Genomic DNA, 24,920 nt, shown 5'->3' with positions numbered 1-24,920 from the left:
GATGGCTTATATACTTTATATCGAAACTGCAACTACCAATTGTTCGGTTTGTTTAGCTAAGGATAATGAAATTGTAGCCAGTATCGAGGATTATGATACTAAATATTCTCATGCAGAACGATTGCACAACTACATAGATCAGGTTATGAAAGAAGCAGAGGTTTTGTTTAAAGATCTTTCTGCTGTTGCCGTTAGTAAAGGTCCTGGATCATATACAGGATTAAGAATAGGAGTCTCTACTGCAAAAGGATTGTGTTATGCTTTAGATATTCCTTTAATCTCTATACCCACGTTACAATCTTTAGCATTGCAAGTTAATACTAATGATGGGTATATTGTTCCTATGCTCGACGCTAGGCGAATGGAAGTGTATTCAGTAGTTTTTTCGGGCTCTTTTGAACAAGTTAGAGAGACCAAAGCTGAGATATTATCAGAAGATTCTTTTCAGGATTATTTACAAGATGATAAAGTGTATTTTATTGGCAATGGCGTCGAAAAGTTTACTGAAATATGTGAACATAAAAATGCAGTGTTTATAAAAAAGAAATTGCCATCTGCTAATGAGATGGCAACACTCGGTTATTCTAAATTTTTAGAAAAAGATTTTGAAGATGTTAGTTATTTTGATCCGTATTACCTAAAAGACTTCGTGTCGGGCTAGCGTCTATACTTTTTAAAGCATTATATTTAGCAACTAGTCGTATAAGATCTTCTTCTTTTTTAAGTTTAATTTTTTCCTTCTTAATATATTTTTTCAATTCATCTTGCTTATCGGAAAAAGCAGATAATATTCCTTTTTTACTCATAGGTAACTCTAAGATTATTCCATTTTCTTCTAAATAAAGGGTTTTTAATACCTTTATTTTTCCAATAGTCGAAGTACCCATAGAATTCATGTCCTCGGGGTCAGTGATTTTAAGTTCGTATCTTTTGTAGATACGATATAAATCATTTAGTTCCACAAGTACAAAGTACCCATCTTTTCTAACTCCTCTTTGAGTTTTAAAATTACAAAAATAGTAGTAGTCACCATCTATTCTTGCATGAGTAGTAGGAGTTTTAACCAATTGAAATAATTTAGAGTCTTCAGTGAATTCTAAAGCATCAGTATATATGTTATAATTCAATTCAGCTTCGAATGTTCCGGATGATTCGTTTATTACATCAGCTTGTTTATAATCTTCAAATACATAAATAGACCCCGCATATTTATCAAATTTCGAAATCTTCTTTGAGGATTTCATCATGGTTGGAGGAAACTGCGCGAATAGTACAGATGTGGTCAGGAAGGTTAACAGTTGTAAGATTTTTCTCATAATTTTTGTGTATTGTCAAGACGAAAATAATAACAAATCAGATAAAAAGCAAAAATCATTATTTTGAATTTTAGATTTCATAAAAAAATCGCCCAAATATCTATAAAATCGCAATGGCTACATAATTTATTTCAAAAATAATGCCATCTCTAAAATAGGATGGCATTATATTTTTTTAAGTGAGAAAAACAGTAAGAGGAAGTAATACAAATTTTAGTTGCCTCTTGACCTATTGCTTAGAAGACTTCTTGACGGAGTATCATCAGAACTTTTTAGGGCATTGTATCTAGATACAAGTCGAATTAAATCCTCTTCTTTTCTAAGTCTTATTTTTTCTTTCTTCATATATTGCTTTAGCTCACTTTCTTTATCACTAAAAGTAGCTAACATATCCTTTTTAGACATAGGTAACTCCATAATCATACCGGCCTCTTCTATATAATATGTAGTAACCATTTTTAATTCACCTGCTTCTTCTAAACTAGTAAGATCATTCTTCTTAGGTTCTTTTATATCAAGAGTAAATCTTTTATAGATTCTGTATTTGTCATTTAGTTCGACTAATACATAATACCCATCTCTTTTTAAACCTCTCTGGGTTTTGAAATTACAATAGTAAAAATAATCACCATCAATTCGCGCATGTATAGTGGGAACCTTACGTATTGCGAAATAATTTGATCCGTCTTTATATTCTAAAGCATCACTGTATATGTTATACTTTAATTTGGCGTCAAAAGTTCCTGATCTCTCATCAATAACACTAGACTCTTTATATTTTGATTTCATATAAACAGAGCCATCATATTCGTCAAATGAAGAAATTCTCTGTGTAGAGGTCATTAAGGATCTAGGAAGTTGTGCAAATACACTAGTCGAAAATATCAACAATAAAAGAAGTAAAAGTTTTCTCATGTTATACTGATTTAGGTTCGATAAATGTATCAAAACATCGGATGAAGTGCAAGATTTTATAATTTTTAACGTTAATTTTTATGTATAATTAAAAAAATTATCAATAATACGATATAATTATTATTAAAATCTATTTTTTAACAAATTATCTTCATGTATTTTTACGGTAAAACCTTACTTTTTCTCTATTTTTTAGCTACGAAAACGTTTGATTTTGACTATTTTGGACATTTTTGTAATGTTGAGTTAGGTAGTTTTTCCACAGTTATGGGGAAATATTACCTTAAATTCTATGGTAATTATAATTCTCGTATATATTAAACTCTAATCGATAAGCTTAATAGCCTCTACTACGTTATTTACGGGATACTTACATGCATTATTTACACATATATATATCAACGTTTCGTTTGGAGAATATCTTCCTTCAAATAAGGGTTCATTAATCTGATAGGTGCTACTCGCTAATAATTTGTTAGGAATGTAATAATTATTTAGTTCTTTTAACTTGTTTTCTGTTTCGGCTCCAATAACAACAACTTCATAGAACGGGTATGAAAAATTGAGCATCAAATCTAACCAATTAGAGTATACTGAAGCATATTCTCGTATCTGCGGTTGTATATTATGTAGCATTTGTTTTGAAATACTATTATATTCAGGTTTATATTTATAATGAGATAAAAGAAATAGGTTCTTAGCCATTATAGAATTCGATGCAGGAATCACATTATCATTATATTCTATCGTTCGACTGACTAGTTTTGGATCTTTATCCGATGTGAAGTAGAATATGTTTTTTTCTTTATCAAAAAAGTGTTTAAAGGTATATGCTGCAAGTCCTTCTGAAATATCAATCCATAGTTTGTCTGAAGTAGACTCATATAAAGCAATAAAAGCCTCTATAACCGCAGCATAATCTTCTAGATAACCATTTATTGTACTTTTTTCTTCTTTATAATTATGATATAAAGAATAGTCTTTATTGAGTTGATTGTCTTTAATAAAGTTTGCATTTCGCAATGCAGCGTCTAGAAATTTCTTTTCATTAAATACACGATAAGCATCTAGATATCCTTTTAGCATTAACGCATTCCAGGAAGTTAATGTTTTATCATCTAATCTAGGTCTGGAACGTTCTTCTCGTTCGTTTAATAAAAGTTCTTTCCAGGTGTTAAGTTTTTGGTCAAGCTTTTCGGGCTTTATATTGTTTTTATTGCAAAACTCTTCAGTATTTTGTTTTCTAATCAACACATAATTTCCTTTTTCCCATAAACCATACGAATTGATATTATAATAATCAGAGAATAGTTCATAATCATTACCTAGCAAGGTTTTAAGTTTTTCTTTCCTCCAAACATAAAACGCACCTTCTTCTAATTCTCCTTCTGGTGTTAGACTATCCGCATCCAGAGATGAATAAAAAGCCCCTTCATTATTAGTGAGTTCTCTAGAAACAAATTCTAATGTTTCATATACTACATCTTTATACCATGGGTCTTTGGTTACCAGATAAGCGTCAGAATATAAACTGACCAATTGTGCGTTATCATATAACATCTTTTCGAAATGTGGAACATGCCACTTGGCATCTGTTGAATATCTTGCAAAGCCACCTCCAACATGATCATAGACTCCGCCAAAAGATATCTTGGTCAATGTATTAGTAACATACTCCATAAGTTCTTTGTCTTCTGATTGATGTGCGTATCTAAGTAAAAAGTGATAGTTGTTGGGCATCATAAATTTAGGAACTCTGTTGGTACCTCCTTTTTGATGATCAAAATGTTTACTCCAATCATTTACTGCTGAGGCAATGATTTCTTTGTCAAAATTGATTTCATCAGTATTTACTTCAATAATATCAACAGCTTTAATACCTTGCTCTAGCTTTTCTGCATATTCCAAAAGCTTGTCGGGCTGCTTTTGGTAGAGATCAGCTATTTGTTTTATGGCATCCATCCAATTTCCTTTAGGAAAATAGGTGCCTCCCCAAACGGGTCTACCATCGGGAAGTGTAATCATATTTAGAGGCCACCCACCACTACCGGTCATAAGTTGCACGGCATTCATATATACGTGATCTATATCCGGGCGCTCCTCCCGATCCACTTTTATATTAATAAAATTTGTATTCATTAATTCTGCTACTTCTGGATCTTCAAAACTTTCATGTTCCATGACATGACACCAATGACAAGCTGCATAGCCAATACTTACAATTATAAGTTTATTCTCATTTTTAGCTTGCTTAAGAGCTTTATCCCCCCATGGTTTCCAATCTACAGGGTTATGGGCATGTTGTAAAAGATAAGGACTGGTTTCGTGAATCAAATCATTAGTGTAGGTATGTTGTTCCATAGCCGGTTTGTTTTGACTAGTACATTGTGTCAATAAAAATATTGACAGTATAAAAAATAAATATTTCACTGAATAGAGATTTATAATCTCTAAAAATATAAAAAGCATCCCAACAATGTGGAATGCTTTTCATAAAGAATAAAGTATTTTTTTTAACTAATCTCAAAAGAGATTTTAAGATTTACCCGAAACTCTACAATTTCGTCACCTTTTACGATAGCTTTTTGATCAGATACCCAAGCAGACTTTATGTTTTTTACTGTTTTTCCTGCTTGTTTTATTCCGTTTTTAGCAGCATCGTCCCATCCTTTATCAGAACTTGCGATTACCTCGATAGTTTTAACAATTGCCATTGTGTGAATTTTTTAGGTTAAAATTTAACTATTATTTCCCTAAGATACGAGATACTTTGTTCTTTTCGAAACAAAAGCAGGTGTAATTTTAACAGTATTTTGGATGAAATTAAAGTTTTCTCGTCAAACTACCCATTTATTGCTTCTACAGATTCTACCTTATCCTTAAGCATCTCTTTTAGCATGTTTTCGATACCATTTTTTAAAGTAAATGTAGATGAAGGGCATCCACTACAAGCTCCCTGTAAGATTACCTTAACTGCTTTACTTTCTGGATCGTAAGAGTCAAATAAAATATTACCACCATCACTTGCCACAGCTGGTTTTATGTATTCTTCAATGATGTTAACAATATCCTTGGATATATCATCTAATTTTTCAAAATCAACATCAGCTTGTTTTTCTACTTCGGTTTTAGATACAGTAGCATTGGCGGTCAAGACTTCTTTACCCTGTTCCAGATAGTTACGTAAAAACTCTCTTAGTTCTATGGTGATATCATTCCAGTCTGCCATATCGTATTTCTGGATAGAGATATAATTCTCATCAATATATACCTCTTTTACAAATGGTAAGTGAAATAATTCTTGTGCCAATGGCGCATCTTTGGCATCATCAATGTTTTTAAATTCGTGACCTGTGGTGACTAATTTTTTATTAGCAACAAATTTTAAAACAGCTGGATTAGGAGTACTCTCAGCATAAATGGTGATCGGAACTTTTTTAGTCGTTTCAGCCTCGCTCACTACAGGTTGACCATTATTAAGATAATTTTTGATCTGTTCCGCGACTTCATCCTGAACATCAGACCACTCTACAATATCATACTTGTCAATAGCTACAAAATTCTGTGCAATAAAAACTCTTTTTACAAACGGAAGATAAAACAACTGTTGTGCAAGTGGAGAGTTTTTAGCTTGATCGATATTATCAAACTCATAACTAGTATGTTGGGTGAGAAAATAATTAGCTTCGAATTTAGTTATACTTGGATTCGAAGTTGGTTCTATTTTTATCTCAAAATTCTTTTCCATCATTTAATTTTTGGCAAATTTACTAAAAACCCGATCGATATCAGTATTGTCTTAGCTTTGCTAACAGTTTTTAACGATTCAAGTAGCGAAACAGGGTTAAATTCAGTTCTTATAAAAATTTATATATTTGATGCTGGCAGTATAATAAGTTTTAACTTAGAAAAAGAAATAGTAGGATTCTACAATATTAGAAGTTTTTCGCAGTTAAAGAATATTGTACTTTCTTTGTCCCCATGTTAACTATAAGCGCACCAATGAACTTGAAGCGATATTATTTGTTGTTGATCATTTTGATCTCTCAGTATACGTTCTCACAAGAAGGTATTCCTGTTTATGCAGATTATCTTTCTGATAATTTGTATTTATTGCATCCATCTATGGCAGGTGCTGCTAATGCTAATAAAATTAGATTAACTGCCAGGAAACAATGGTTTGATGTAGATGACGCACCAAGTACTCAGTCTGCCAATATTAACTTTAGAACTAACGATAAAGTAGGTTTAGGAGCAATTTTATATTCTGATAAGAACGGTCGTTTTAAACAAACCGGAGTGTATGCAACTTTTGCCTATCACTTATTATTTTCTAGAGATCGTACAGATCTTAATATGTTGTCATTTGGATCGAGTGTGGGATATATTCAATCTAATGTAGATTTTACAGGAATTGTTGATCCTGTGGTTAGAGATGCTAGTAATCGAAAAGATGGATATTTTAATGTAGATGTTGGAGCTTCATACCATTACTTAGAATGGTATGCCCATTTTACGATAAAAAATTTATTACCGACTGCTAGAGATCTTTTTGATAATACAGACTTTGGAGATGTCACCTTAAGAGATTCTAATAATCAACGTAGATATATTTTCTCTCTTGGATATGTATTTGGTTTGCGAGGTCCATGGAGTATGGAACCATCTATTATGTACCAATCTACAGATGAGACACAGGAAAGTACTATTGATGCTAATCTAAAAGTATACTACGATATGAAAATAGGTACATTGTGGGGAGGAGCATCGTATAGACGAAGTTTTGATGGAGCAGAATTTTCGCAAGATGGATTAGCTGTAGAAAGTCAAAAATTACAATATATAACTCCGTTCTTAGGGGTGAATTACAAAAAATGGATGGTAGGATATACCTATAGTTATCAATCTAACTCTGTTGTATTGAGCAATGGAGGTTTTCATCAGATTACTTTAGGTTATGACTTTGGTAAGCGCGAAGAGCGATGGAGTTGTAAATGCCCTGCTGTGAATTCTAAGAATTAAGAATAAAAAATGCCCTGATCAGGGCATTTTTTATTAGAGATAATAGCTATTCTGTTTCACTTCCTTCAAACTCTAATCTTTTATCATCTATAGCAACCAAAGATGACAATTCATATACGTTTTTATAACCATACCCATAAAGATTAATAAACGTAGGGATATTTAGAGCCATAGAAATCTTTTTGGTCATAAAATTAACCAAATCGCCATCAATATTGTTATTACAGTAGATCAAGATCCTTGTGGTTTTAGAAGGGATTGTCTTTGCTAATTTTTTGTCTGAAAACTCGGAAAAATTAAGGTGTATTGCTCCTATAAGATGCTTTCTATTATAAGCAGCTTCCGAGCGTGTGTCAAGAATAATAGTATTTTCTTCACTAGCGTATAGTATGAATTTATCCAGAGGGATTAATCTTTCTTTTCGATATTCTAAAACTTCTTCAGATATATTTAGAAAAGAATCATAGTCAACAAGTGATTTTGGTAATTTGTTTTTTTTCTGAGACATCATCGATACCGAAATAAATATTAAAACAATTAATTTATAATAGAATTTCATAGAGATATAACTTTTGAGTTTATTCGTCCCAGCTGAAGGATTTCTTTTCTCCTTGTTTTTTAATGGCATTTAACAAAGCTGCTTCTAAATTAGTGTCATCTTTTTTACGATTGTTTTTGATGTATTCTACACGCTTTTTATTCAATTCTTGTATTTTTTGTTGAATTTCTGCACGTTCTTTACTTTTGGTAGCAACATATTGTTTTAGTTCTGTCTTGGATTTGTTCTTTAATTCATTAGGTAGTTGTTCTTTTGCAACCTCTTCTATTTCGAAATCCTTATCTTCTGAAGCATCTACGAGATCCCAGCTTTTGTTTTTATAAAAGCCTGAACTTTTACTTACAGTTCTACTCACCGCATTAGCCGAACTATAAGATCTTGCATTACTATCTTGTTCTGCTTGTAAACTTCTTTTGTTTGCACCCTGGCTTCCGTAATAGATATAAGTGCCATTTAATTTATTATTCAATTTCAATATGATATCATCATATGGTGTAGCAATATGTATGGTTTTGTGATTGTGGTCTATAGCACTATATTCTCCATCAGTAATATCTGCTCCATGCTTCCATTTGGTATCCATTCCTTGTTTATAATTGCCACAGAAAATTGTGTTGATAGTAATACCTTTTTCCAGGGCATCTGTAGCAGCATCTTTGTAATTCACAGGACCTTGAGTAAAGGGTTCGTTTCCAGCGATGAAGATTAACTTTAGGTGATCATCATTTTTCTTCCAATCTAATTGGTTAATAGAGGTGTTGATGACTTTACCACAATACTCGTTTCCACCATTAGTGGTTAATCTAAAAAGCTCTTTTGAGATTTCATCAAGATCTTCAGAAAATGGTAAAACCTGCCTGATGTAACCTTCTTTAGACGGTAAACCATCATTCCCATATTCGTAAAGAGCGATTTGTAAGTTAATTTTATGGTTGCCACATTTAGCATAGGATAATTCATTTACAATCTCCCAGAGCTGGGCTTTGGCTTGATCAATAAGTCCATCCATACTATTACTAGTATCTAGTAATAATGCTACCTGAATATTACGTGAATTAGGATCGGTTTTAGTGGTGAAAATTTCTTGCACTTTTTCTGGTTGAATAGCTAGGTCATTTTTTGACTTGTGATTAGCATTACAGGAAAAGTGGATTCCGTTCAGTAATAATATACTCCAAATAAAAATTGTTCTCATGGCTTTTTGTTTTTTAATTCAGGTTAAAACTATATCCAACTTTTTTTGCAAAAAATCTATAATGAGGGAAAAGGGTAATAAAATGAGTGAATGCTATTTTTTGATTAGGGAAGTTTTCTTTTGAAGCTTAAAAAGTGTCTAAAAACCTATCGTAGCGGTATTACTGATTTTATTATCCGATAGAAATAGGTTAAGTTTACCTTATTGTAATTGAATGAAATGAGAAAAATAGGTTTCATAGTATTGTTTATCTGTTTACTACCTAATGTTTTTTTGGGTCAGCATGAGAATAGAAGGTTAGCTTCACCAGAACGTCCTAAACCTATGGTGATTAGAGGTTCTGTAAAAGAGGAGAAAACATATAAGCCCGTTCAGGATGTTGAAGTACAAGTAATGGGTGGAAGAACATACAGAACTAACAATACTGGGGATTTTAGAATTGAAGCTAGAATAGGAGATGAGATTATTATTGCTCATGATAGTTTTGAGACTATTATTTATAAAATTAAAGGCAATGATAGGATAGATGTTACGGTAAAGGAGAATCCTGTAGAATTAGAAGCAGCGGTTCAAAAGCGTAAGAAAGCCGCTGCTGCTTATGGAGCAAACTTGGCTGCTGCCAGAAATGCACTAAAAAAAGATGCTTCTATCAGTATAGATTATATTACCAGAGCTTTGGAGACTGTTAAAGATGATGATCCGTTTGCTGATGAAAAAAAGGCAGAATTGTTTGAAACACTGGCTGATATATATATGTATTGGAAACAACCTGACTTGGCAGAAAGCAACTTCCTTACCAGTTTGAGCAATAAATATAGTGCTGATGTAAAAATTAAATTAGGCAAAGCTCAATTACAAAGTAAAAATTATAATGCTGCGTTAAAAACATTCAATAATTTGAAGAAATCCAGATTGAATTCTTCTCAGCGCATTCTGGTATATGAAGGATTAGGAGATAGTTATAAAGGATTGAATGATTATAATAAAGCTAATGCTAATTATAGTAAGGCGCTATCAGGCAATCAAAAAAGGAAGAAGAGTGATAAAGTTATTCTGCTTAACTCTAAAATGGCTGAGGTTTTAGAACAACAGGGTAATGTAACAGAAGCCGAAGAATATCTTGATAATTCAGTTCAGCTTGCGGAACAAAGCAATAAGAGATCAGCAGCAAGACAACGAGCTAAAGCAGCAGATTTTTATAGTAAGAATAGTAGTTTTGATAAAGAAATAGAATTAAGACAACAGACCCTTAAGGATATTAAGCAAATAGAAACGGTAGCAGATTCTATAGGTCAGCCAGAGGAGGGTACTGAGGATAGAGCTTTGACCCCACAGGTCCAAAACTATAAGATAGCAAATGCTTTTGCAGCACAATCTAATTATGACGAAGCAATTCCTTATCTAGAGGAAAGTATAAAAGAAGCTGAATCTAAAAATGATTTAGTTGTTCAAAAAGATGCTACTCGAAAACTAGGAGAAGTATATCGAGAAAAAGGAGAATTAAAAAAGGCTTCAGAAGCTTTCGAAGAGTATGAAGTAATTATTGATAAGCTTTATATCCAAAAGGAACAGGAAATATCGCAGGCAACCCGTTTTAATCGTGAATTGGCCCAGCGAGCCAATCGTATAGCTACCCTCGAAAAAGATAGAGAACTAAACGAAACTAGATATCAATTGGCTTTTGCTGCACAAGAATTGGCAGATCAACAGAGCATAAGACAACAGATTGTAATCTATTCTTTGATTGGACTTACAGTTCTGTTACTTCTAGCGGGCTATTTGATGTTTCGTAATATGAAGCAACAACGATATGCTAATAACCTTTTGGCATTAAAATCATTGCGTTCCCAGATGAACCCGCACTTTATTTTTAATGCGTTAAATTCTGTAAACACTTTTATTGCTACTAGCGATGAACGTGCTGCAAATCGATACCTTACGGATTTTTCACTGTTGATGAGAGCTGTCCTAGAGAATAGTGAAGAAGATTTTATCCCGTTAGAAAAGGAAATTGAGCTACTTAAATTGTATGTTCAATTGGAGCATTTCAGATTTCAGGATAAATTCGAATACAACATAGAGGTAGATCCTGAAATTAATGTATCTGAATTTATGATTCCACCAATGTTGTTGCAACCCTACGTGGAGAATGCAGTTTGGCATGGCTTACGTTATAAATCAGAGAAAGGTTTATTGTCAATTAATTTCGAAAGAATAAATTCAGAAAGTATTCAAATTGTTATTACTGATGATGGAATCGGACGTAAAAAGTCTGTTGAACTAAAAACGATGAACCAAAAACTACAGAACTCTAAAGGAATGAGTAATATCAAAAAACGGATTTCAATTCTTAATGAGATGTATAAGGACAAAGTAGATGTTTTCATATCCGATCTTGATGATAATGAAGAAGGAACTCAGGTAAAGTTGATTTTAAAGAAAGATACATAGAACTAAAAAATATACTGTGAAGTTAAACGCAATTATAGTAGACGACGAAGCAAACAGCAGAGCTATTCTTAATAACTATTTAGGTAAATATTGTCCATCGGTAAATATTATGGGTGAGGCTGCTAGTGTGCAAGAGACATTAACCTTATTAGAATCAAAAGATCCGGATGTATTATTTTTAGATGTTGAAATGCCTTACGGAAATGCTTTTGATTTAATAGAACAGGTTCCTGATCGTACTTTCGAAATTGTATTTGTAACCGCTTATGATCATTATGCGGTAGAAGCGCTTAATGCTCAAGCGACATATTATCTTCTGAAACCAATTGCGATTGATAATTTAATCAAGGCGGTAGATCATGTTATCCATATTAAAGAACGTGAAATAGCATTGCAGGATGCGGTTTTGGTTTCTAAATTTTCAGCTGCAAATGGTAAAATCACTATTCCACAACAAGATGGTTTTGAAGTACTGGAGATTGCCAATATCTTATACTGCGAAGCTGATGATAATTATACCAAAATATTTTTGGAAAAAGGGCAGAAGCTGGTGAGTAAGACTCTGAAGTATTTTGAGGATTCTTTACACGATCAAGGTTTTGCACGAATACATAAAAGTTTTTTGGTCAACGTCAATAAAATAGTACGTTATAGAAAAGGGAAGGGAGGGAGTGTAGAAATTACTTCCGGAAAAGAGTTAGCAGTATCTTCTTCTAAAAAGGCTGCGCTTCTGGATTACTTTAAGTAAAAAGTTTAATATTAAAAATCTAAGGTATCAGCCAAGTAAAGGATGTTACTTTTTTGAAGAATATGCTGCAGTGTAGCAATATCTGAATTTGTATAAAAATGATGTTCTCCCATATTGGAATTTGTGCGTAAAAGATTGTTGGTAGCGAGGATTGCTTTGGTTTGCTTGGCAACTGCTTCTCCAGAATCAATGATCGTTACGTTTTCGGAAAGGATTTCTTTTAGAACCGGTATAAGATATGGATAATGACTACAGCCTAATACCAGATGATCAATGTCTTTTTGGATCATTGGTTTGATATAGGATTCTAGTAACGTATACATTTCAGGGCTTTCGATTTTACCACCTTCAATGAGTTCTACCAACCCTGTGCCTATTACCTCTATCACTTCAATATTATTAGCGTATAAGTCAGATGTTTTGGCGAATAATTCGCTGGATAATGTGCCTTTGGTAGCTAAGACTCCTATTTTTCTCGTTTTAGTGCGAATTGCAGCCGGCTTTATTGCTGGTTCTATTCCGATAAAAGGAATGTTATATGTCGAACGAAGCACTTTTATGGCATTGGTGGTTGCTGTATTGCACGCTACTACAATTATTTTGCAATTAAGTTCTAATAGTTTTTCAGTGTTTTTTATACTGAGTTCTATGATTTCCTCTTTACTTCTTTTGCCGTAAGGTGCATATTTACTATCTGCCAGATATATGGTATTCTCATTTGGTAAAAGTGTTGCAATTTCTTTCCAAATTGAGGTTCCACCGACTCCTGAGTCAAATATACCGATAGCTTTATCTTGCATAATTATTAGATCGTATGCTGTCAAAAATAAAAAAACAGTGAGTAGCTACTCACTGTTTTTTTATTTTTTATTAAGATTTTTTATCTTTTAGATACCTAAATCTTTTTTTACGTCTGCCATAAGATCTTTACCATCAGCAAGAATTACTCCTGTTCCAGTGGTAGAATCTAATACATATTGAAAACCTTGAGCTCTGGCAACTTTCTGAATAGAAACTCTAGCTTTCTCATATATCGGCTTTAATAATTCGATTTCTTTTTTCTGAATATCTTGCATCGCATTTTGTCTGTATTCGTTGATGCTTTTTTCAGTAGCTTGAATCTCTTGTTGCCTTTTTAGATTCTCTTCATCAGTTTTAGTTTCGGCTTCTTGAGAATACTGTTGGATTGTCTTTTGATATTCTAAAAACATATTTCTGATTTCAGCTTCATACGTTTTGTTTAGTTTTTCAATCTCTCCTTTTGCAGCTTTAAAAGCAGGCATAGCCTCCACAAGCTCTTGTGATGCTATATGCGCTACTTTAGACTGTGCGCTCACAAAACTTGAGGCTCCCAACATCAATGCACAAGCTACGAATAGTGTTCTAAATTGTTTCATTTCTAGTAATATTAAGTGTATATAAATTTATAATAGTTTTAAGGTTATTGATTCTCATCTCCTTCGGACGAGTCATCTTTATTAAGATTTTCTTTTTGCTTTTTTAATGCATTTATAGAATCTTTTCTTCTTTTTTGTGCTTCAAGAAGCTTAGCTCTTCTGGCTTCAAATTCTTTTTTCTTTGCAGCTCTAATAGAATCTCTCTGTGCTTTACGCTCAGCAAGTAATTGTTCTCTTTGAGATTGTTTTTTCTTTGCAGCAGCTTCTCTATCACTTACCTCATTTTCTTGCTCAGCGGTTCTTTTTTCTGCTCTCTCCAGGGCTTTCTTTTCTTTTCTGCTATCGAGTTGTTTTCTCTTAGATACTCTGCTAATTCTAAGTAAAACTTGATCGCTGATGTCATATCTGTCTGCAGAATAAAGCATTACTAAGTCAGAGGATCTGTCAAAAACGAAATCATATTTTTTATTTTTGGCAAGTTCTTGTACTGCTACAAATACTTGATCTTGTACTGGTTGAACTAACCTTTTCTTTTGGATGAATAGATCTCCATTAGGACCAAATCTTTTTTGTTGATATTCCAGTATTTCTTTTTCTTTAAAAGTAATGTCTTCTTCTCTTTCTTCAATAAGTTCTTTTGTCAATAGAACACGTTCATTATTGAGATCTTTTCTCATCTGTTCTACTTCTTTTAATTCTGCTTCAATTTCGACTTTCCACTTTTGTACTTTGGTTTCTAGATCAGCAGAGGCTTCATTGTATTCAGGTACATTCTCTAAAATGTAATCCATGTCGATGTAGCCAATTCTAATTCCTTTTTGAGCTTCTACAGAATTAGTAAACGATAACCAGGTTATCGTCATCATAATTAAAAGAACTTGTGTTTTCATAATTCAGTTTTGTTAATAGAAATAATCGTGCCAAAATTAAAACTGTTGCCCTATGATAAAGTGAGTTTCCCACCCGTTAGCTCCTGTGTTTGTTCCAGGAATAGGATCAAAACCATATCCAAAATCAATACCAAGCAATCCAAATGCTGGCATAAATATACGCAATCCTAAACCAGTGGATCTGCTTAATTGAAACGGATTAAATTCTTGGAAGCTATCATATGATGCTCCTCCTTCTAAAAAACCAAGCATATAAATTGATGCAGATGGTTTTAAAGTTATAGGGTAACGAAGCTCTAACGAATATTTATTATAAATTGTTGCCCCATCTAATCCAGAATTTATATCATTTGCTCTACTCGCAGGTACTAGAGATTGATTTGGGTACCCTCTAAGCGCTATATTTTCACTTTGGTTTTGCACACCAGTACCTAGTCCATCACCTCCTAAACGAAATCTTTCAAAAGGAATATTTCCTCTATTGCTATTATATGCCCCAAGAAAACCAAATTCAGCTCTGGTTCTTAGAACCAAAGGTTGTTTGCCGATATTCATAAGACGTGTATACCAAGTACCATCAAATTTTATCTTGTAATATTCTAACCACTTAAAACGTTCCTGATCTATTTCTGCGATTTCATCATTGATTTCAGTAAAACGTATGCTTTGCTGAGCATCGGCCGTGTTTAAGTTAGCTTGTTCATTGATTAAATTTTCTCTTTCATTAGCTAAAGCTTCGTAGTCATTTCCATCCCATAAAGAATAAGGTAAAGAAAACTTTGCTACCACATTAAATTCTGATCCTCCCGTTGGAAATATTGGATTAACAGATGTGTTATTTCTATTAAGACCTATTGTATACGCTAAATCATTAGATGATCCATTACCAAATGTAAATAATCTTGTATTATAATTTTTAAGATTATAATGTCTGATACTTATTGCTTGGGATAAAGTGAAATAATTATCAGGCCAGTTTAGTCTTTTGGCAATACCAATTGACCCTCCTGTAATTAAAAACTTACTATCCCTATCAACATCACGATTTCTACTATCAAATAGAAACTGAATAGTATGCGAAAATGAGGTAGAAAGCTGGAATGGTCTTTTACCCCCAAGCCAAGGTTCTACAAATGATAGGCTGTATGTTTGGAAAAATTGACTAGCCTGTGCTCTTACTCTGAGTGTTTGGCCATCACCCATAGGAAGAGGGCTATAAGCCTCTTTATTAAAAATGTTTCTTATAGAGAAATTATTAAATGCTAGTCCTAATGTTCCAATGAAGCCTCCTCCACCAAAACCACCTTGTAGTTCTATTTGACTGGCACCTTTTTCTACTACCGGATAATTAATGTCAATTGTTCCGTCTTGCGGATTTGCATTCTGGAATTGAGGTTCTAATTGTTCAGGATCAAAGAAACCAAGTTGTCCAATCTCACGAACTGTTCTTACGACAAGGTCTTTGCTATATACCTCACCCGGTCTGGTACGTAATATTCTATAAATTACGTGGTCATTGGTTCTATCATTCCCTGAAACAGTAATGTGATTAAAATGAACTAGTTTTCCTTCTCTGATTCGTATCTCAAAATCAATAGTATCATTTTCTACACTTGTTTCTACAGCATCAATAGAAGAAAATAAATATCCATTGTTTTGATATAGATTTGTTAGGTCATTAGCATCAGGTTTAGTATTATCTGCAATTTGTTTTTCTAATAAAACACCATTGTATACTTCTCCCTTTTTGATTACTAATTGCCTTGCCAATTGTCGATCTGTATAAACACTATTGCCTAAAAACGTAATGTCTCCAAAATAGTATTTGTTTCCCTCTTCTACATTAAGGTTTAATGATACACTATTATCATCTTCTACAATTAAGCTGTCTGAAACTATACGAGCATCTCGATATCCTTTTTCTTTATATTTAGATACGATATTTTCTTTGTCTTCCTGATAGTCAGCTTTTATGTATTTTGATCTTTTCCAGAATCTCCAAAACTTCTTTTGTTTTGTGTTTTTCATGGCACCTTTAACTTTGGCGTCAGAAAATTTAGAGTTTCCATTAATTGTAATACGATCCACTTTCACACGATCTCCTTTATCAATACGGACCACCATGTTTACTTTGTTAGTAGGTACAGTGTCTTTTACAGGAGTAGTGTTAATAAGAACTTTAGTGTTAAGAAAACCGTCTTTTCTATATTTGTTAGAAATGAAATTGCGAGTAGTAGTCAGAAGGTTTTCGGTTACTTTGGCCCCTTTAGTTAAGCTATTTTCTTTAAGTAGCTCTTCTGCTTTACGCTTTTTTATTCCTTCAATACGAACTTCTTTTAGCTCGGGAACTTCCTGGATGTTGATTTCTAGATCAGCAACTTCTCCTTCTACCTTAGTTATATAAAAATTAATATCACTAAATAATTCAAGGTCCCATAGTTTTTTTATTACACCACTAATACGATCTCCTGGTAAAAATATACGTTCACCTTTTTTTAGACCGGTAAAAGTAATAACGGTACTCTCATTATAGCTAGTTGTCCCCGTTACTTTTATTTCACCTATAATATAGGATTTTCCATTGGTTCCGGGTAAATTCTGCGCTGAAACAGATATTATATTGATTAAAAATACAAATAATACAAAATGCTTAATAGGTAATTTTTTTGCCATCTTTTTAACTAAGCTGCTCACTAGTTTTTCCAAATCTTCTTTCTCTTTGTTGATAATTGTATATGGCTTCAAATAAATCTGATTTTTTAAAATCTGGCCATAATATCTCTGTAAAATATAATTCTGCATACGCTATCTGCCATAACAGGAAATTACTAATACGTTGTTCACCGCTGGTGCGTATTAATAAGTCTACATCTGGCAGGTTTTTGGTATACAAATGCTTATTAATGACTGCTTCATTTATAAGATGTGGCGAAAGTACATTATTTTTAACTTTATTGCTTATTTCTTGGATAGTTTTTATAAGCTCTTCACGACTTCCGTAACTAAGTGCTAAAGTCAATGTCATTCGATCATTAGTCTTAGTGTTTTCAATAACTTCCAGGAGTTCTTTTCTTGCTTTTTCAGGTAAAGCTTCCAGGTTTCCAATCGCGTTAAGACGGATGTTATTTTTTTGAAGTGTTTTTATTTCTTTTTTTAGAGCACTTACCAGAAGCTTCATTAAGGTTTCTACTTCTAGTTTTGGTCTATTCCAGTTTTCTGTAGAAAATGCATATAGTGTTAGATATTTAATACCTATTTCTGCACTGCCTTCTACAGCTTGTTTTACCGCTTTAGTTCCATTTTCGTGGCCAACTGCTCTAAATAATCCTTTCTTTTTTGCCCATCTTCCATTACCATCCATTATAATGGCTACGTGTTCTGGTATATTGGAATTAAGGTGTTCTTTATCAATCATTTTCTAGAATGCACAATAGCAAGGTATTCTACCCCATGTATAGGATAGTGTTATTCCGGTAAATACATACCAATCATTATTATCTAAATTTCCAAATCCTTGACCAAAACCACTATTAGGGTCACTACCATCAAGGTTATCTGTAAATGTATATCTGGCTCCAATTTCTGCTCCAATTACAAAATCACGACCTAAAGTTTTCTTAATACCAATTACCATTGGAATGGCAAAATTCCATTGGTCACCGTATTCCGTAATTTGGTTACCATTATTCGTATCTACTGATTTTGCCTTATAATTAAAAGCTGTAATCCCAGAATATAAGTATGGAGTGAATTGAGACTCTCCATCATATAAGAACCAATCCCAAAAGTTGAATTCCATACCCACTGATAATTCTTTTACAGAATTATTAAAGCTTAGTCCTCTCTGTTTTCTTCTATCATCACCATTAGAGTCATCTGCATTAAGTTGTGCGTATAAAAATGATGCTCTAAACGCATGTCTCTTACTACGATTCCATTTTCCTATCGCTCCTAATGCAAAATCATTAGGGGCTATGTAGTATGAAGATCCTACATCTCCAATGTAATTAGAACCTCCAGCCATTATACCAACCTCATATGTTTGGGATGCGGCAGAATGTATAAAAAATAAGACGAATACAAATGATATTAAGTATCTCATAGATTTTCAAAAGTTTGCAAATATAACAATTAACTTTAGTACACAAGAATTTGATTGAAATTGTATGAATTAAAAAACACTATTTAGTAGATTTTATTGCCTAATTGCGTTTATCTTCTCCCCAAAGCATTTTTTTGCGCAAAGTTTTAAGGAAACTTTTATCTTGTAAAACCACCATATTAATCTTAAAAGGTGCTTTTTTAATAATTACAGTGGTTTCATTGGGTAATGTATGAATTCTGGAATCTAATGAAACTAAATATGAGTCTTCTCTACTGGATATCTGAAGCTTTATTTCCTGATTGTCCTGTATAACTAAAGGTCTGGCGTTAAGATTATGAGGAGCAATTGGTGTTAGTACCATGCTTTCTGCTTCTGGAATAATCACCGGACCCCCACAGCTAAGTGAATATCCTGTGGATCCAGTAGGAGTAGCAACAATCAAACCATCCGCCCAATATGAGGTTAAGAATTCATCATTAAGGTTCGTATGTACAGTGATCATAGAAGTAGTGTTTCTTCTACTAACAGCAATTTCATTCATTGCAAAATTTAATACTCCGAATTCTTCATTTTTAGGTAATGTCTCTATGGTAAGGATACTTCTGGAAGAAATGTCAAATTGTTTGTTTAAGATTAAATCTATACTATCCTGTATTTCTTCTTTCTGAATAGTAGCCAGAAACCCTAATCTACCTGTATTTATCCCTGCTATTGGTATCCCAAGATCTCTTACATAAGTTATAGTTTTTAGAATTGTGCCATCACCACCAATACTAAAAAATAAGTCATATGAATCGTCTAATTCTTCAAAAGTGCTAAAGTGGGAGTACGTTTTATCAATTTCGTCATGAAGATTAATCAATTCCAGAAAATTCTTTTCTATAACCACTTCGGCCTGATTTTTATCCAAGGTTTCCAGTAATTGCTGAATATATATACCCGAATTCTTGTGGTAAAACTGTCCGTAGATACCTATCTTCATTATGGATTTGTGTTTTCTGGTTGAATAATTCTCTTAGATATTTAGGTATTTTTCTAAATATTGAGATCTTTCCTTTAGGTTTGTTAAGAAAGTATCTTCGTGATGTCTTGAGACGATATTGTAACTATATCTTCTAAAGGTTTGCACTATATTATTAATATCAGTATCACTAATTTTAACTGTTATCTGCGCTACATCATTCTCCATATTTGAAATAAATAACCCTAATACTTTAGCATTGTTAGATTCTACAATTTGTGCTATTTCGCTAAATGAATAGTCTAACACACCTTTTTCTACAGTTAAAATATTACCCGGTTCGCTTAAGAAAGGAGTTTCGTTAAACAAATTCATAATATCTCCAAGTTCAAAAAAGCCTAGGTAATTATTATTGTCATCAAGGACAGGAATGATATTGGAATTGTTCTGTGCAAAAGACTCTAAAATATCTAGCCAGTTATCACCTTCTCTTACATAGAAACCTTCTAAGGCATATTGGTATGCTTCTAATGTTTTTTCAGTTTCAAAACATCTGATATCAGCTTCAGATATACAACCCAAGTATATTTTATCTTTCGTTACTGGAAAATGAGTATAAGTAAGCTCATTAAATAATAATTGAACATCAGCAACTTTTGCAGCTATGTCAACTGGCTCTATCTCGTTTACTATGTATAAGTTCGTCTTCATAATTCTGGGAGCTATATTATGCAAAATAATCAAAAAATATACAATCGAGGCGTTCCCAAGTTTGTATTTTTGTTTTTTTAAAGAAAGTATATCAAAAACTATGACAAAGTTAAGTGTTAACATTAATAAAATAGCAACATTAAGAAATTCTAGAGGAGGAGATGTGCCGAATTTGATTCAAGTGGCTAAGGATATTCAGCGGTTTGGTGGAGAAGGAATAACGATACACCCTAGACCCGATGAGAGGCATATTAGATATCAGGATGCTTATGATTTAAAGCCAATCGTAACCACAGAATATAACATAGAAGGAAATCCCATACCTAAGTTTGTGGATTTGGTATTAAAAGTAAAACCTACTCAGGTTACTTTAGTTCCTGATGCTGAGGACGCGATTACTAGTAATGCTGGTTGGGATACAAAGAAGCATAAAGGTTTTTTGCAAGAAGTTATTTCGGAGTTTAAAAGAAATGACATTAGAACCTCAATTTTTGTTGACCCTATTGTTGACGTTATCGAAGGAGCAAAGGAAACAGGGGCGGATAGAATTGAATTGTATACTGAAGAGTTTGCTTCAGAATATGCAAAAGGAAATGAAAAGGCTATTAATTCTTATGTAGAATGTGCTCAGAAATCTATTGATCTTGGCTTAGGAGTAAATGCAGGACATGATCTTTCTTTAGATAATATAAAGTTTTTTAAAGAAAATATACCTGGATTGCTTGAAGTGTCTATTGGTCATGCTTTGATAAGTGAGTCCATTTATTTGGGGCTGGAAAATGTAGTTAATATGTATTTGCATCGCCTTAAATAATTTGGATTTATGAAGTTACATGCTAATGTTATTGGAGAAGGAAACTCTTTCGTTATTTTACATGGTTTTTTAGGGATGAGCGATAATTGGAAAACTTTGGGGAAAAAGATTTCTGAAGAAAGTTTTCAGGTGCACCTCATAGATCAACGTAATCATGGTAGAAGCCCGCATAGTGATGAGTTTAGTTATGAAATTATGGCTGAGGATCTGGCCGAGTATTGTTCGGATCATAATTTGAAGAATATTATCTTGCTTGGACATTCGATGGGAGGTAAAGTGGCTATGTTGTTTGCGGTAAAATATCCCGAATTAATTAGTAAACTAATCATTGCAGATATTGGTCCAAAATATTACCCTTTACATCATCAGGATATTTTAGATGGATTAAGTGCTTTGGACTTTGAAGTTTTAAAATCCAGAGGAGAAGTAGATAAAGAATTAGATGCTTACATCCCTGATTTAGGAGTTCGAATGTTTTTATTAAAAAATCTGTTTTGGAAGGAAAAAGGGCAACTTGATTTAAGATTAAATCTTGAGGTTTTGGTTAAGAATGCTTCTCAAATAGGAGTTGAGCTTCCATTACATTATACCTACGAAGGAGAAACCCTTTTCTTAAAAGGTGAAAAATCCAATTACATCATTGAAAACGACGAAGTTAGGATTGGTAGGCAGTTTCCAGATTCAAGAATTCAACAAATTTCTTCTGCTGGTCATTGGTTACATGCGGAAAACCCTACTGAATTTTTGACTAAAGTATTAGGATTTGTTAAAAAATAGATTTAAAATACTATGTATGCATAATATTTTAATGATTTCGTTGGATAATTGGTATTTTCTACTAAATTTGGAACATCAATTTTACAAAATCCTAAAAAACAAAAACAATTCTAAATTAATTATGAGAAAACTTTTATTATTAGTTCTATTTGCCTCAACTACTATGGCTACATATGCTGGTGGGTATAGGGTTAGTGTCCAAGGACAGAGAGCTATGGCCATGGGTCATACTGGTGTTGCGGTGGTTAATAGTGCAGAGCTTGTATTTTTTAATCCAGCAGGTTTAGTGTACTTAGAGAATAAATTAAATATCAGTGCGGGAGCTAGTGGTATTTTTACTGATGTTATTTATCAAAATGAAGACCTTTTGTTGTCTTCTGAGACGGATAACTCGGTAGGAACTCCTCTTAATCTTTATGGGTCTTACAAAGTAAATGATTGGATGTCTATTGGTTTAGGGGTGTACACTCCTTACGGTAGTGAGGTTACTTGGCCAACAGATTGGCCTGGTTCTCATTTGGTTAATAATATTGATTTGGCTGCTATCTATATTCAGCCGGTTTTATCATTTAAACTTTCTGATAAATTTAGTATCGGTGGTGGTCCGATTTATGTTACAGGTTCGGTTAACTTTAATCGTAATGCTAGTAGAACATTAACCGATTTTGAAGGGAATCGTTCAAATATAACAGTTGATGATACAGGTGTTAGTAATTGGGGTTGGAGCGTAGGAGCTATGTTTAATCCAACTGAGAATTTTAGATTAGGATTTAGTTATCGTAGTGAGATTATCCTTGAAGCAGAGGATGGAGAAGCTGTATTTAGTAATTTTCCTAATTCTACAAGTTTGCCTGCTAATGGAACAACTACTTTTAGTGCAGAGTTGCCTTTACCTGCAGAGTTGACACTAGGACTTTCATATCAGTTCCATAAGAAATGGTTATTTGCTTTTGATTATAACAGACAATTCTGGGATGTTTACGAATCTTTAGATATTCAATTTGGTAATGGTTCTACCTCTCTTAATCCTCGTGATTATAAAAATTCATCAGTATACCGTTTTGGTTTACAATATCAGGCAACAGAAAAGATTGCGTTGAGAGCGGGTTACTATCGTGACGAGTCTCCTGTTCAGTCTGGTTTCTTTGCGCCAGAAACTCCTCGTAATGATTCTGATGGATATTCTGGAGGTTTCAGTTTTGCAATTACTTCTAAGTTGGCAATTGATGCTTCTTTCTTTTACCTGAGATTTGAAGAAGTTGATGAATCTTATGATTTTGCAACAGATCCTGCCACAGGAGCAAGATCATCTTTTGGAGGGACATATAAATCAAGCGCATTTGCGCCGGGACTTGGTTTAACTTATAAATTGTAATACTGATGATAAAGAATAATATAAAATACTTAGCGGTTCTGGCATTAGGTTTAGTGGCTTGCGAACCAGAATTTGACAATCCAATTGATGAAACAACTTCATTTACAAGTGGAGAAGCCGATTTTAGTAAATATGTAGCTTTAGGAAATTCGCTTACAGCTGGTTTTGCTGATAATGCATTGTATATTTCCGGTCAGGAAAATTCATATCCTAATATTTTGGCAAAACGGTTAGCTTTTGCTGGAGGGGGAGAATTTACCCAGCCGTTAATGAGTGATGATATTGGTGGTTTTAGCAATGATCCTCTTAGATTTCCTCCAAGACTAGTGTTGGAATTTGATGAGAATGGTGAAAATCCTAGCCCAGGTGTTTATGCTGGTGGGGTTCCTACTACAGATTTTACATCTAATTTAGGAAGCTCATTTAACAATATGGGGGTTCCGGGAGCTAGAGTATATCATCTTGGTTTCCCTGGTTATGGTACAGCAAATCCTTATTTTGGACGTTTTGCAAGTGCTGCAAATGCGACAGTTATTGGTGATGCTTTAGCACAAAATCCAACTTTCTTTAGTTTATGGATAGGTAATAACGATATACTAGGTTATGCAACTTCAGGAGGTGTTGGAGAAGATCATAATGTTACTGGTAACACAGATCCAAGCACCTACTCAGTTGCTGGTCTTGATATAACTAATAATAATACATTTGCGGGAACATATAGTCAATTAATTACAGGACTAGTAGGAAGTGGAGCTAAAGGGGTGGTGTTAAACCTACCTAACGTTACTTCTTTGCCGTTCTTTACAACGGTTCCATTTGCTCCTTTAAGTCCATTAAGCCCAACTTTTGGTCCTCAAATACCAACACTTAATGCAACATATGCGGGGTTAAATCAGGCTTTTGCTTTCATAGGAGTGCCTGAAAGATCGATCACTTTTTCTGAAACTGCTGCAAGTGCGGTAGTAATTAAGGATGAATCTCTTACCGATATTTCTGCAGCATTAACGCAGGCGTTAACTCCTACTTTTGGAGCTGGTTTAGCTGGGATTTTAGGTGCGCAATTTGGACAAGCGCGTCAGGCGACTGCAAATGATTTATTAGTGCTTACAAGTTCTGGTATAATAGGTGAATTGGATGAGGATAGAGCTGCACAGTTAGTTGGTTTAGGAGTTCCTCAAGAACAAGCTGGTCAGTTTTCTATAAATGGAGTGACTCTGCCACTTGATGATCAATATGTATTGATTCCGGATGAGCAAGCTGCTATAGAAACTGCTCGTGTAGCGTATAATACAACCATACAGGGTCTGGCTACGGCTAATGGTTTAGCATTTGTTGATATTGCAGCGGCATTGTCACAGGCTGCTAACGGTGGTATTCCTTTTAATGGAGGAGTAGTTACTTCTGCTTTTGCTAGTGGTGGAGGATTCTCTCTTGATGGAGTACATCCAACACCAAGAGCACATGCTTTAGTAGCGAATAGCATCATGGATGCACTTGAAGAAACTTATGGAGCTCAATTACCTAGAGTAGATATAGGTGATTTTGGTACTATTACATTAAGTAATGACGTGATTCAGCCTCCGTCGAATTAAAAAAACTTTTTAAATTATAAAAAAACCTGTCGCCTAGACAGGTTTTTTTGTTGCTCTAATTTTTTACTATCTTCAATATCTAAAATATTTAA

At 33.5% G+C, this 24,920-nt stretch carries 23 protein-coding genes; 8 read left to right on the top strand and 15 right to left on the bottom strand.

Going from position 1 to position 24,920, the window contains the following annotated elements; all coding sequences use genetic code 11:
• Position 1: 1 nt before the first annotated feature.
• A complete protein-coding gene (tsaB, locus tag J8M14_RS01250) occupies positions 2-661 on the top strand; it encodes a tRNA (adenosine(37)-N6)-threonylcarbamoyltransferase complex dimerization subunit type 1 TsaB (RefSeq protein WP_211072530.1) in 660 nt (219 codons plus the stop codon).
• Here the strand turns inward: tsaB and J8M14_RS01245 are convergent.
• The 5 genes from J8M14_RS01245 to J8M14_RS01225 form a co-directional block, all read right to left on the bottom strand.
• Positions 615-1,316, bottom strand: a complete 702-nt coding sequence (locus J8M14_RS01245) for a hypothetical protein (protein ID WP_211072529.1) — start codon at positions 1,314-1,316, stop codon at positions 615-617. The genes tsaB and J8M14_RS01245 overlap by 47 nt on opposite strands.
• A gap of 213 nt (positions 1,317-1,529) precedes the next feature.
• Positions 1,530-2,231 (bottom strand): hypothetical protein, encoded by a 702-nt coding sequence (locus tag J8M14_RS01240; protein ID WP_211072528.1) that lies wholly within the window; start codon positions 2,229-2,231, stop codon positions 1,530-1,532.
• Between the two features lie 324 nt (positions 2,232-2,555).
• Positions 2,556-4,592 carry a thioredoxin domain-containing protein gene (locus tag J8M14_RS01235; RefSeq protein WP_211072527.1) on the bottom strand — a complete coding sequence of 679 codons (2,037 nt, stop codon included), beginning with the start codon at positions 4,590-4,592 and terminating at the stop codon, positions 2,556-2,558.
• A 152-nt stretch (positions 4,593-4,744) separates the two neighbouring features.
• A complete protein-coding gene (locus tag J8M14_RS01230; protein ID WP_211072526.1) occupies positions 4,745-4,945 on the bottom strand; it encodes a dodecin family protein in 201 nt (66 codons plus the stop codon).
• 128 nt (positions 4,946-5,073) lie between these two features.
• Entirely contained in the window at positions 5,074-5,979 is a 906-nt protein-coding gene (locus tag J8M14_RS01225; protein WP_211072525.1) for a NifU family protein, read from the bottom strand.
• Positions 5,980-6,233: 254 nt separating this feature from the next.
• Between J8M14_RS01225 and J8M14_RS01220 the strand changes: the two genes are divergently transcribed.
• On the top strand, positions 6,234-7,253 hold the full coding sequence (locus tag J8M14_RS01220; RefSeq protein ID WP_211072524.1) for a type IX secretion system membrane protein PorP/SprF: 1,020 nt from the start codon (positions 6,234-6,236) through the stop codon (positions 7,251-7,253).
• Positions 7,254-7,299: 46 nt separating this feature from the next.
• Here J8M14_RS01220 and J8M14_RS01215 read toward each other — a convergent pair whose 3' ends face one another.
• The gene (locus J8M14_RS01215) at positions 7,300-7,812 is read right to left on the bottom strand and encodes a rhodanese-like domain-containing protein (protein WP_211072523.1); all 513 of its coding nucleotides are present in this window, start codon (positions 7,810-7,812) and stop codon (positions 7,300-7,302) included.
• A gap of 19 nt (positions 7,813-7,831) precedes the next feature.
• Positions 7,832-9,007 carry a vWA domain-containing protein gene (locus J8M14_RS01210; RefSeq protein WP_211072522.1) on the bottom strand — a complete coding sequence of 392 codons (1,176 nt, stop codon included), beginning with the start codon at positions 9,005-9,007 and terminating at the stop codon, positions 7,832-7,834.
• A 219-nt stretch (positions 9,008-9,226) separates the two neighbouring features.
• On the opposite strand from J8M14_RS01210, the gene J8M14_RS01205 reads away from it, so the two are divergent.
• The gene (locus J8M14_RS01205; RefSeq protein ID WP_211072521.1) at positions 9,227-11,458 is read left to right on the top strand and encodes a histidine kinase; all 2,232 of its coding nucleotides are present in this window, start codon (positions 9,227-9,229) and stop codon (positions 11,456-11,458) included.
• A 16-nt stretch (positions 11,459-11,474) separates the two neighbouring features.
• Positions 11,475-12,206 carry a LytTR family DNA-binding domain-containing protein gene (locus tag J8M14_RS01200; protein ID WP_211072520.1) on the top strand — a complete coding sequence of 244 codons (732 nt, stop codon included), beginning with the start codon at positions 11,475-11,477 and terminating at the stop codon, positions 12,204-12,206.
• A gap of 11 nt (positions 12,207-12,217) precedes the next feature.
• Here the strand turns inward: J8M14_RS01200 and murI are convergent, their stop codons facing one another.
• The 8 genes from murI to J8M14_RS01160 form a co-directional block, all read right to left on the bottom strand.
• On the bottom strand, positions 12,218-13,006 hold the full coding sequence (gene murI, locus J8M14_RS01195) for a glutamate racemase (RefSeq protein ID WP_211072519.1): 789 nt from the start codon (positions 13,004-13,006) through the stop codon (positions 12,218-12,220).
• 87 nt (positions 13,007-13,093) lie between these two features.
• Positions 13,094-13,603 (bottom strand): OmpH family outer membrane protein, encoded by a 510-nt coding sequence (locus J8M14_RS01190; RefSeq protein WP_211072518.1) that lies wholly within the window; start codon positions 13,601-13,603, stop codon positions 13,094-13,096.
• A 44-nt stretch (positions 13,604-13,647) separates the two neighbouring features.
• Positions 13,648-14,493 carry an OmpH family outer membrane protein gene (locus tag J8M14_RS01185; protein WP_211072517.1) on the bottom strand — a complete coding sequence of 282 codons (846 nt, stop codon included), beginning with the start codon at positions 14,491-14,493 and terminating at the stop codon, positions 13,648-13,650.
• 36 nt (positions 14,494-14,529) lie between these two features.
• On the bottom strand, positions 14,530-17,166 hold the full coding sequence (locus J8M14_RS01180) for a POTRA domain-containing protein (protein ID WP_211072516.1): 2,637 nt from the start codon (positions 17,164-17,166) through the stop codon (positions 14,530-14,532).
• Positions 17,167-17,170: 4 nt separating this feature from the next.
• Positions 17,171-17,908: an isoprenyl transferase gene (locus J8M14_RS01175; RefSeq protein ID WP_211072515.1), complete on the bottom strand. Its 738-nt coding sequence runs from the start codon at positions 17,906-17,908 to the stop codon at positions 17,171-17,173.
• Positions 17,909-17,911: 3 nt separating this feature from the next.
• Positions 17,912-18,595: a DUF6089 family protein gene (locus J8M14_RS01170; RefSeq protein ID WP_211072514.1), complete on the bottom strand. Its 684-nt coding sequence runs from the start codon at positions 18,593-18,595 to the stop codon at positions 17,912-17,914.
• Between the two features lie 100 nt (positions 18,596-18,695).
• On the bottom strand, positions 18,696-19,580 hold the full coding sequence (locus J8M14_RS01165) for an NAD kinase (RefSeq protein ID WP_211072513.1): 885 nt from the start codon (positions 19,578-19,580) through the stop codon (positions 18,696-18,698).
• A gap of 33 nt (positions 19,581-19,613) precedes the next feature.
• Positions 19,614-20,270 (bottom strand): CBS domain-containing protein, encoded by a 657-nt coding sequence (locus J8M14_RS01160; protein ID WP_211072512.1) that lies wholly within the window; start codon positions 20,268-20,270, stop codon positions 19,614-19,616.
• Positions 20,271-20,370: 100 nt separating this feature from the next.
• Here J8M14_RS01160 and J8M14_RS01155 point away from each other — a divergent pair, with 100 nt between their 5' ends.
• The 4 genes from J8M14_RS01155 (at position 20,371) to J8M14_RS01140 (ending at position 24,828) form a co-directional block, all read left to right on the top strand.
• The gene (locus J8M14_RS01155; protein WP_211072511.1) at positions 20,371-21,084 is read left to right on the top strand and encodes a pyridoxine 5'-phosphate synthase; all 714 of its coding nucleotides are present in this window, start codon (positions 20,371-20,373) and stop codon (positions 21,082-21,084) included.
• A gap of 9 nt (positions 21,085-21,093) precedes the next feature.
• Positions 21,094-21,861 carry an alpha/beta fold hydrolase gene (locus tag J8M14_RS01150; RefSeq protein WP_211072510.1) on the top strand — a complete coding sequence of 256 codons (768 nt, stop codon included), beginning with the start codon at positions 21,094-21,096 and terminating at the stop codon, positions 21,859-21,861.
• A gap of 121 nt (positions 21,862-21,982) precedes the next feature.
• Positions 21,983-23,236 carry an outer membrane protein transport protein gene (locus tag J8M14_RS01145; RefSeq protein WP_211072509.1) on the top strand — a complete coding sequence of 418 codons (1,254 nt, stop codon included), beginning with the start codon at positions 21,983-21,985 and terminating at the stop codon, positions 23,234-23,236.
• A 5-nt stretch (positions 23,237-23,241) separates the two neighbouring features.
• Positions 23,242-24,828, top strand: coding sequence for a G-D-S-L family lipolytic protein (locus tag J8M14_RS01140; RefSeq protein ID WP_211072508.1), 1,587 nt, complete (start codon positions 23,242-23,244; stop codon positions 24,826-24,828).
• The last annotated feature ends 92 nt before the right edge of the window (positions 24,829-24,920 follow it).

Origin of the sequence: Aquimarina sp. MMG016 (genome assembly GCF_018100805.1) — a bacterium.
GTDB lineage: Bacteria > Bacteroidota > Bacteroidia > Flavobacteriales > Flavobacteriaceae > Aquimarina.
Note: the sequence above shows the minus strand (reverse complement) of the source record. Positions and strands in the feature narration are given on the sequence as shown.

Excerpts from the sequence above, each read along its gene's own strand:
- tsaB (WP_211072530.1), top strand. The coding sequence starts at position 2 with ATGGCTTATATACTTTATATCGAAACTGCAACTACCAATTGTTCGGTT.
- J8M14_RS01245 (WP_211072529.1), bottom strand. The coding sequence starts at position 1,316 with ATGAGAAAAATCTTACAACTGTTAACCTTCCTGACCACATCTGTACTA.
- J8M14_RS01240 (WP_211072528.1), bottom strand. The coding sequence starts at position 2,231 with ATGAGAAAACTTTTACTTCTTTTATTGTTGATATTTTCGACTAGTGTA.
- J8M14_RS01235 (WP_211072527.1), bottom strand. The coding sequence starts at position 4,592 with ATGGAACAACATACCTACACTAATGATTTGATTCACGAAACCAGTCCT.
- J8M14_RS01230 (WP_211072526.1), bottom strand. The coding sequence starts at position 4,945 with ATGGCAATTGTTAAAACTATCGAGGTAATCGCAAGTTCTGATAAAGGA.
- J8M14_RS01225 (WP_211072525.1), bottom strand. The coding sequence starts at position 5,979 with ATGGAAAAGAATTTTGAGATAAAAATAGAACCAACTTCGAATCCAAGT.
- J8M14_RS01220 (WP_211072524.1), top strand. The coding sequence starts at position 6,234 with ATGAACTTGAAGCGATATTATTTGTTGTTGATCATTTTGATCTCTCAG.
- J8M14_RS01215 (WP_211072523.1), bottom strand. The coding sequence starts at position 7,812 with ATGAAATTCTATTATAAATTAATTGTTTTAATATTTATTTCGGTATCG.
- J8M14_RS01210 (WP_211072522.1), bottom strand. The coding sequence starts at position 9,007 with ATGAGAACAATTTTTATTTGGAGTATATTATTACTGAACGGAATCCAC.
- J8M14_RS01205 (WP_211072521.1), top strand. The coding sequence starts at position 9,227 with ATGAGAAAAATAGGTTTCATAGTATTGTTTATCTGTTTACTACCTAAT.
- murI (WP_211072519.1), bottom strand. The coding sequence starts at position 13,006 with ATGCAAGATAAAGCTATCGGTATATTTGACTCAGGAGTCGGTGGAACC.
- J8M14_RS01190 (WP_211072518.1), bottom strand. The coding sequence starts at position 13,603 with ATGAAACAATTTAGAACACTATTCGTAGCTTGTGCATTGATGTTGGGA.
- J8M14_RS01185 (WP_211072517.1), bottom strand. The coding sequence starts at position 14,493 with ATGAAAACACAAGTTCTTTTAATTATGATGACGATAACCTGGTTATCG.
- J8M14_RS01180 (WP_211072516.1), bottom strand. The coding sequence starts at position 17,166 with ATGGCAAAAAAATTACCTATTAAGCATTTTGTATTATTTGTATTTTTA.
- J8M14_RS01175 (WP_211072515.1), bottom strand. The coding sequence starts at position 17,908 with ATGATTGATAAAGAACACCTTAATTCCAATATACCAGAACACGTAGCC.
- J8M14_RS01170 (WP_211072514.1), bottom strand. The coding sequence starts at position 18,595 with ATGAGATACTTAATATCATTTGTATTCGTCTTATTTTTTATACATTCT.
- J8M14_RS01165 (WP_211072513.1), bottom strand. The coding sequence starts at position 19,580 with ATGAAGATAGGTATCTACGGACAGTTTTACCACAAGAATTCGGGTATA.
- J8M14_RS01160 (WP_211072512.1), bottom strand. The coding sequence starts at position 20,270 with ATGAAGACGAACTTATACATAGTAAACGAGATAGAGCCAGTTGACATA.
- J8M14_RS01155 (WP_211072511.1), top strand. The coding sequence starts at position 20,371 with ATGACAAAGTTAAGTGTTAACATTAATAAAATAGCAACATTAAGAAAT.
- J8M14_RS01150 (WP_211072510.1), top strand. The coding sequence starts at position 21,094 with ATGAAGTTACATGCTAATGTTATTGGAGAAGGAAACTCTTTCGTTATT.
- J8M14_RS01145 (WP_211072509.1), top strand. The coding sequence starts at position 21,983 with ATGAGAAAACTTTTATTATTAGTTCTATTTGCCTCAACTACTATGGCT.
- J8M14_RS01140 (WP_211072508.1), top strand. The coding sequence starts at position 23,242 with ATGATAAAGAATAATATAAAATACTTAGCGGTTCTGGCATTAGGTTTA.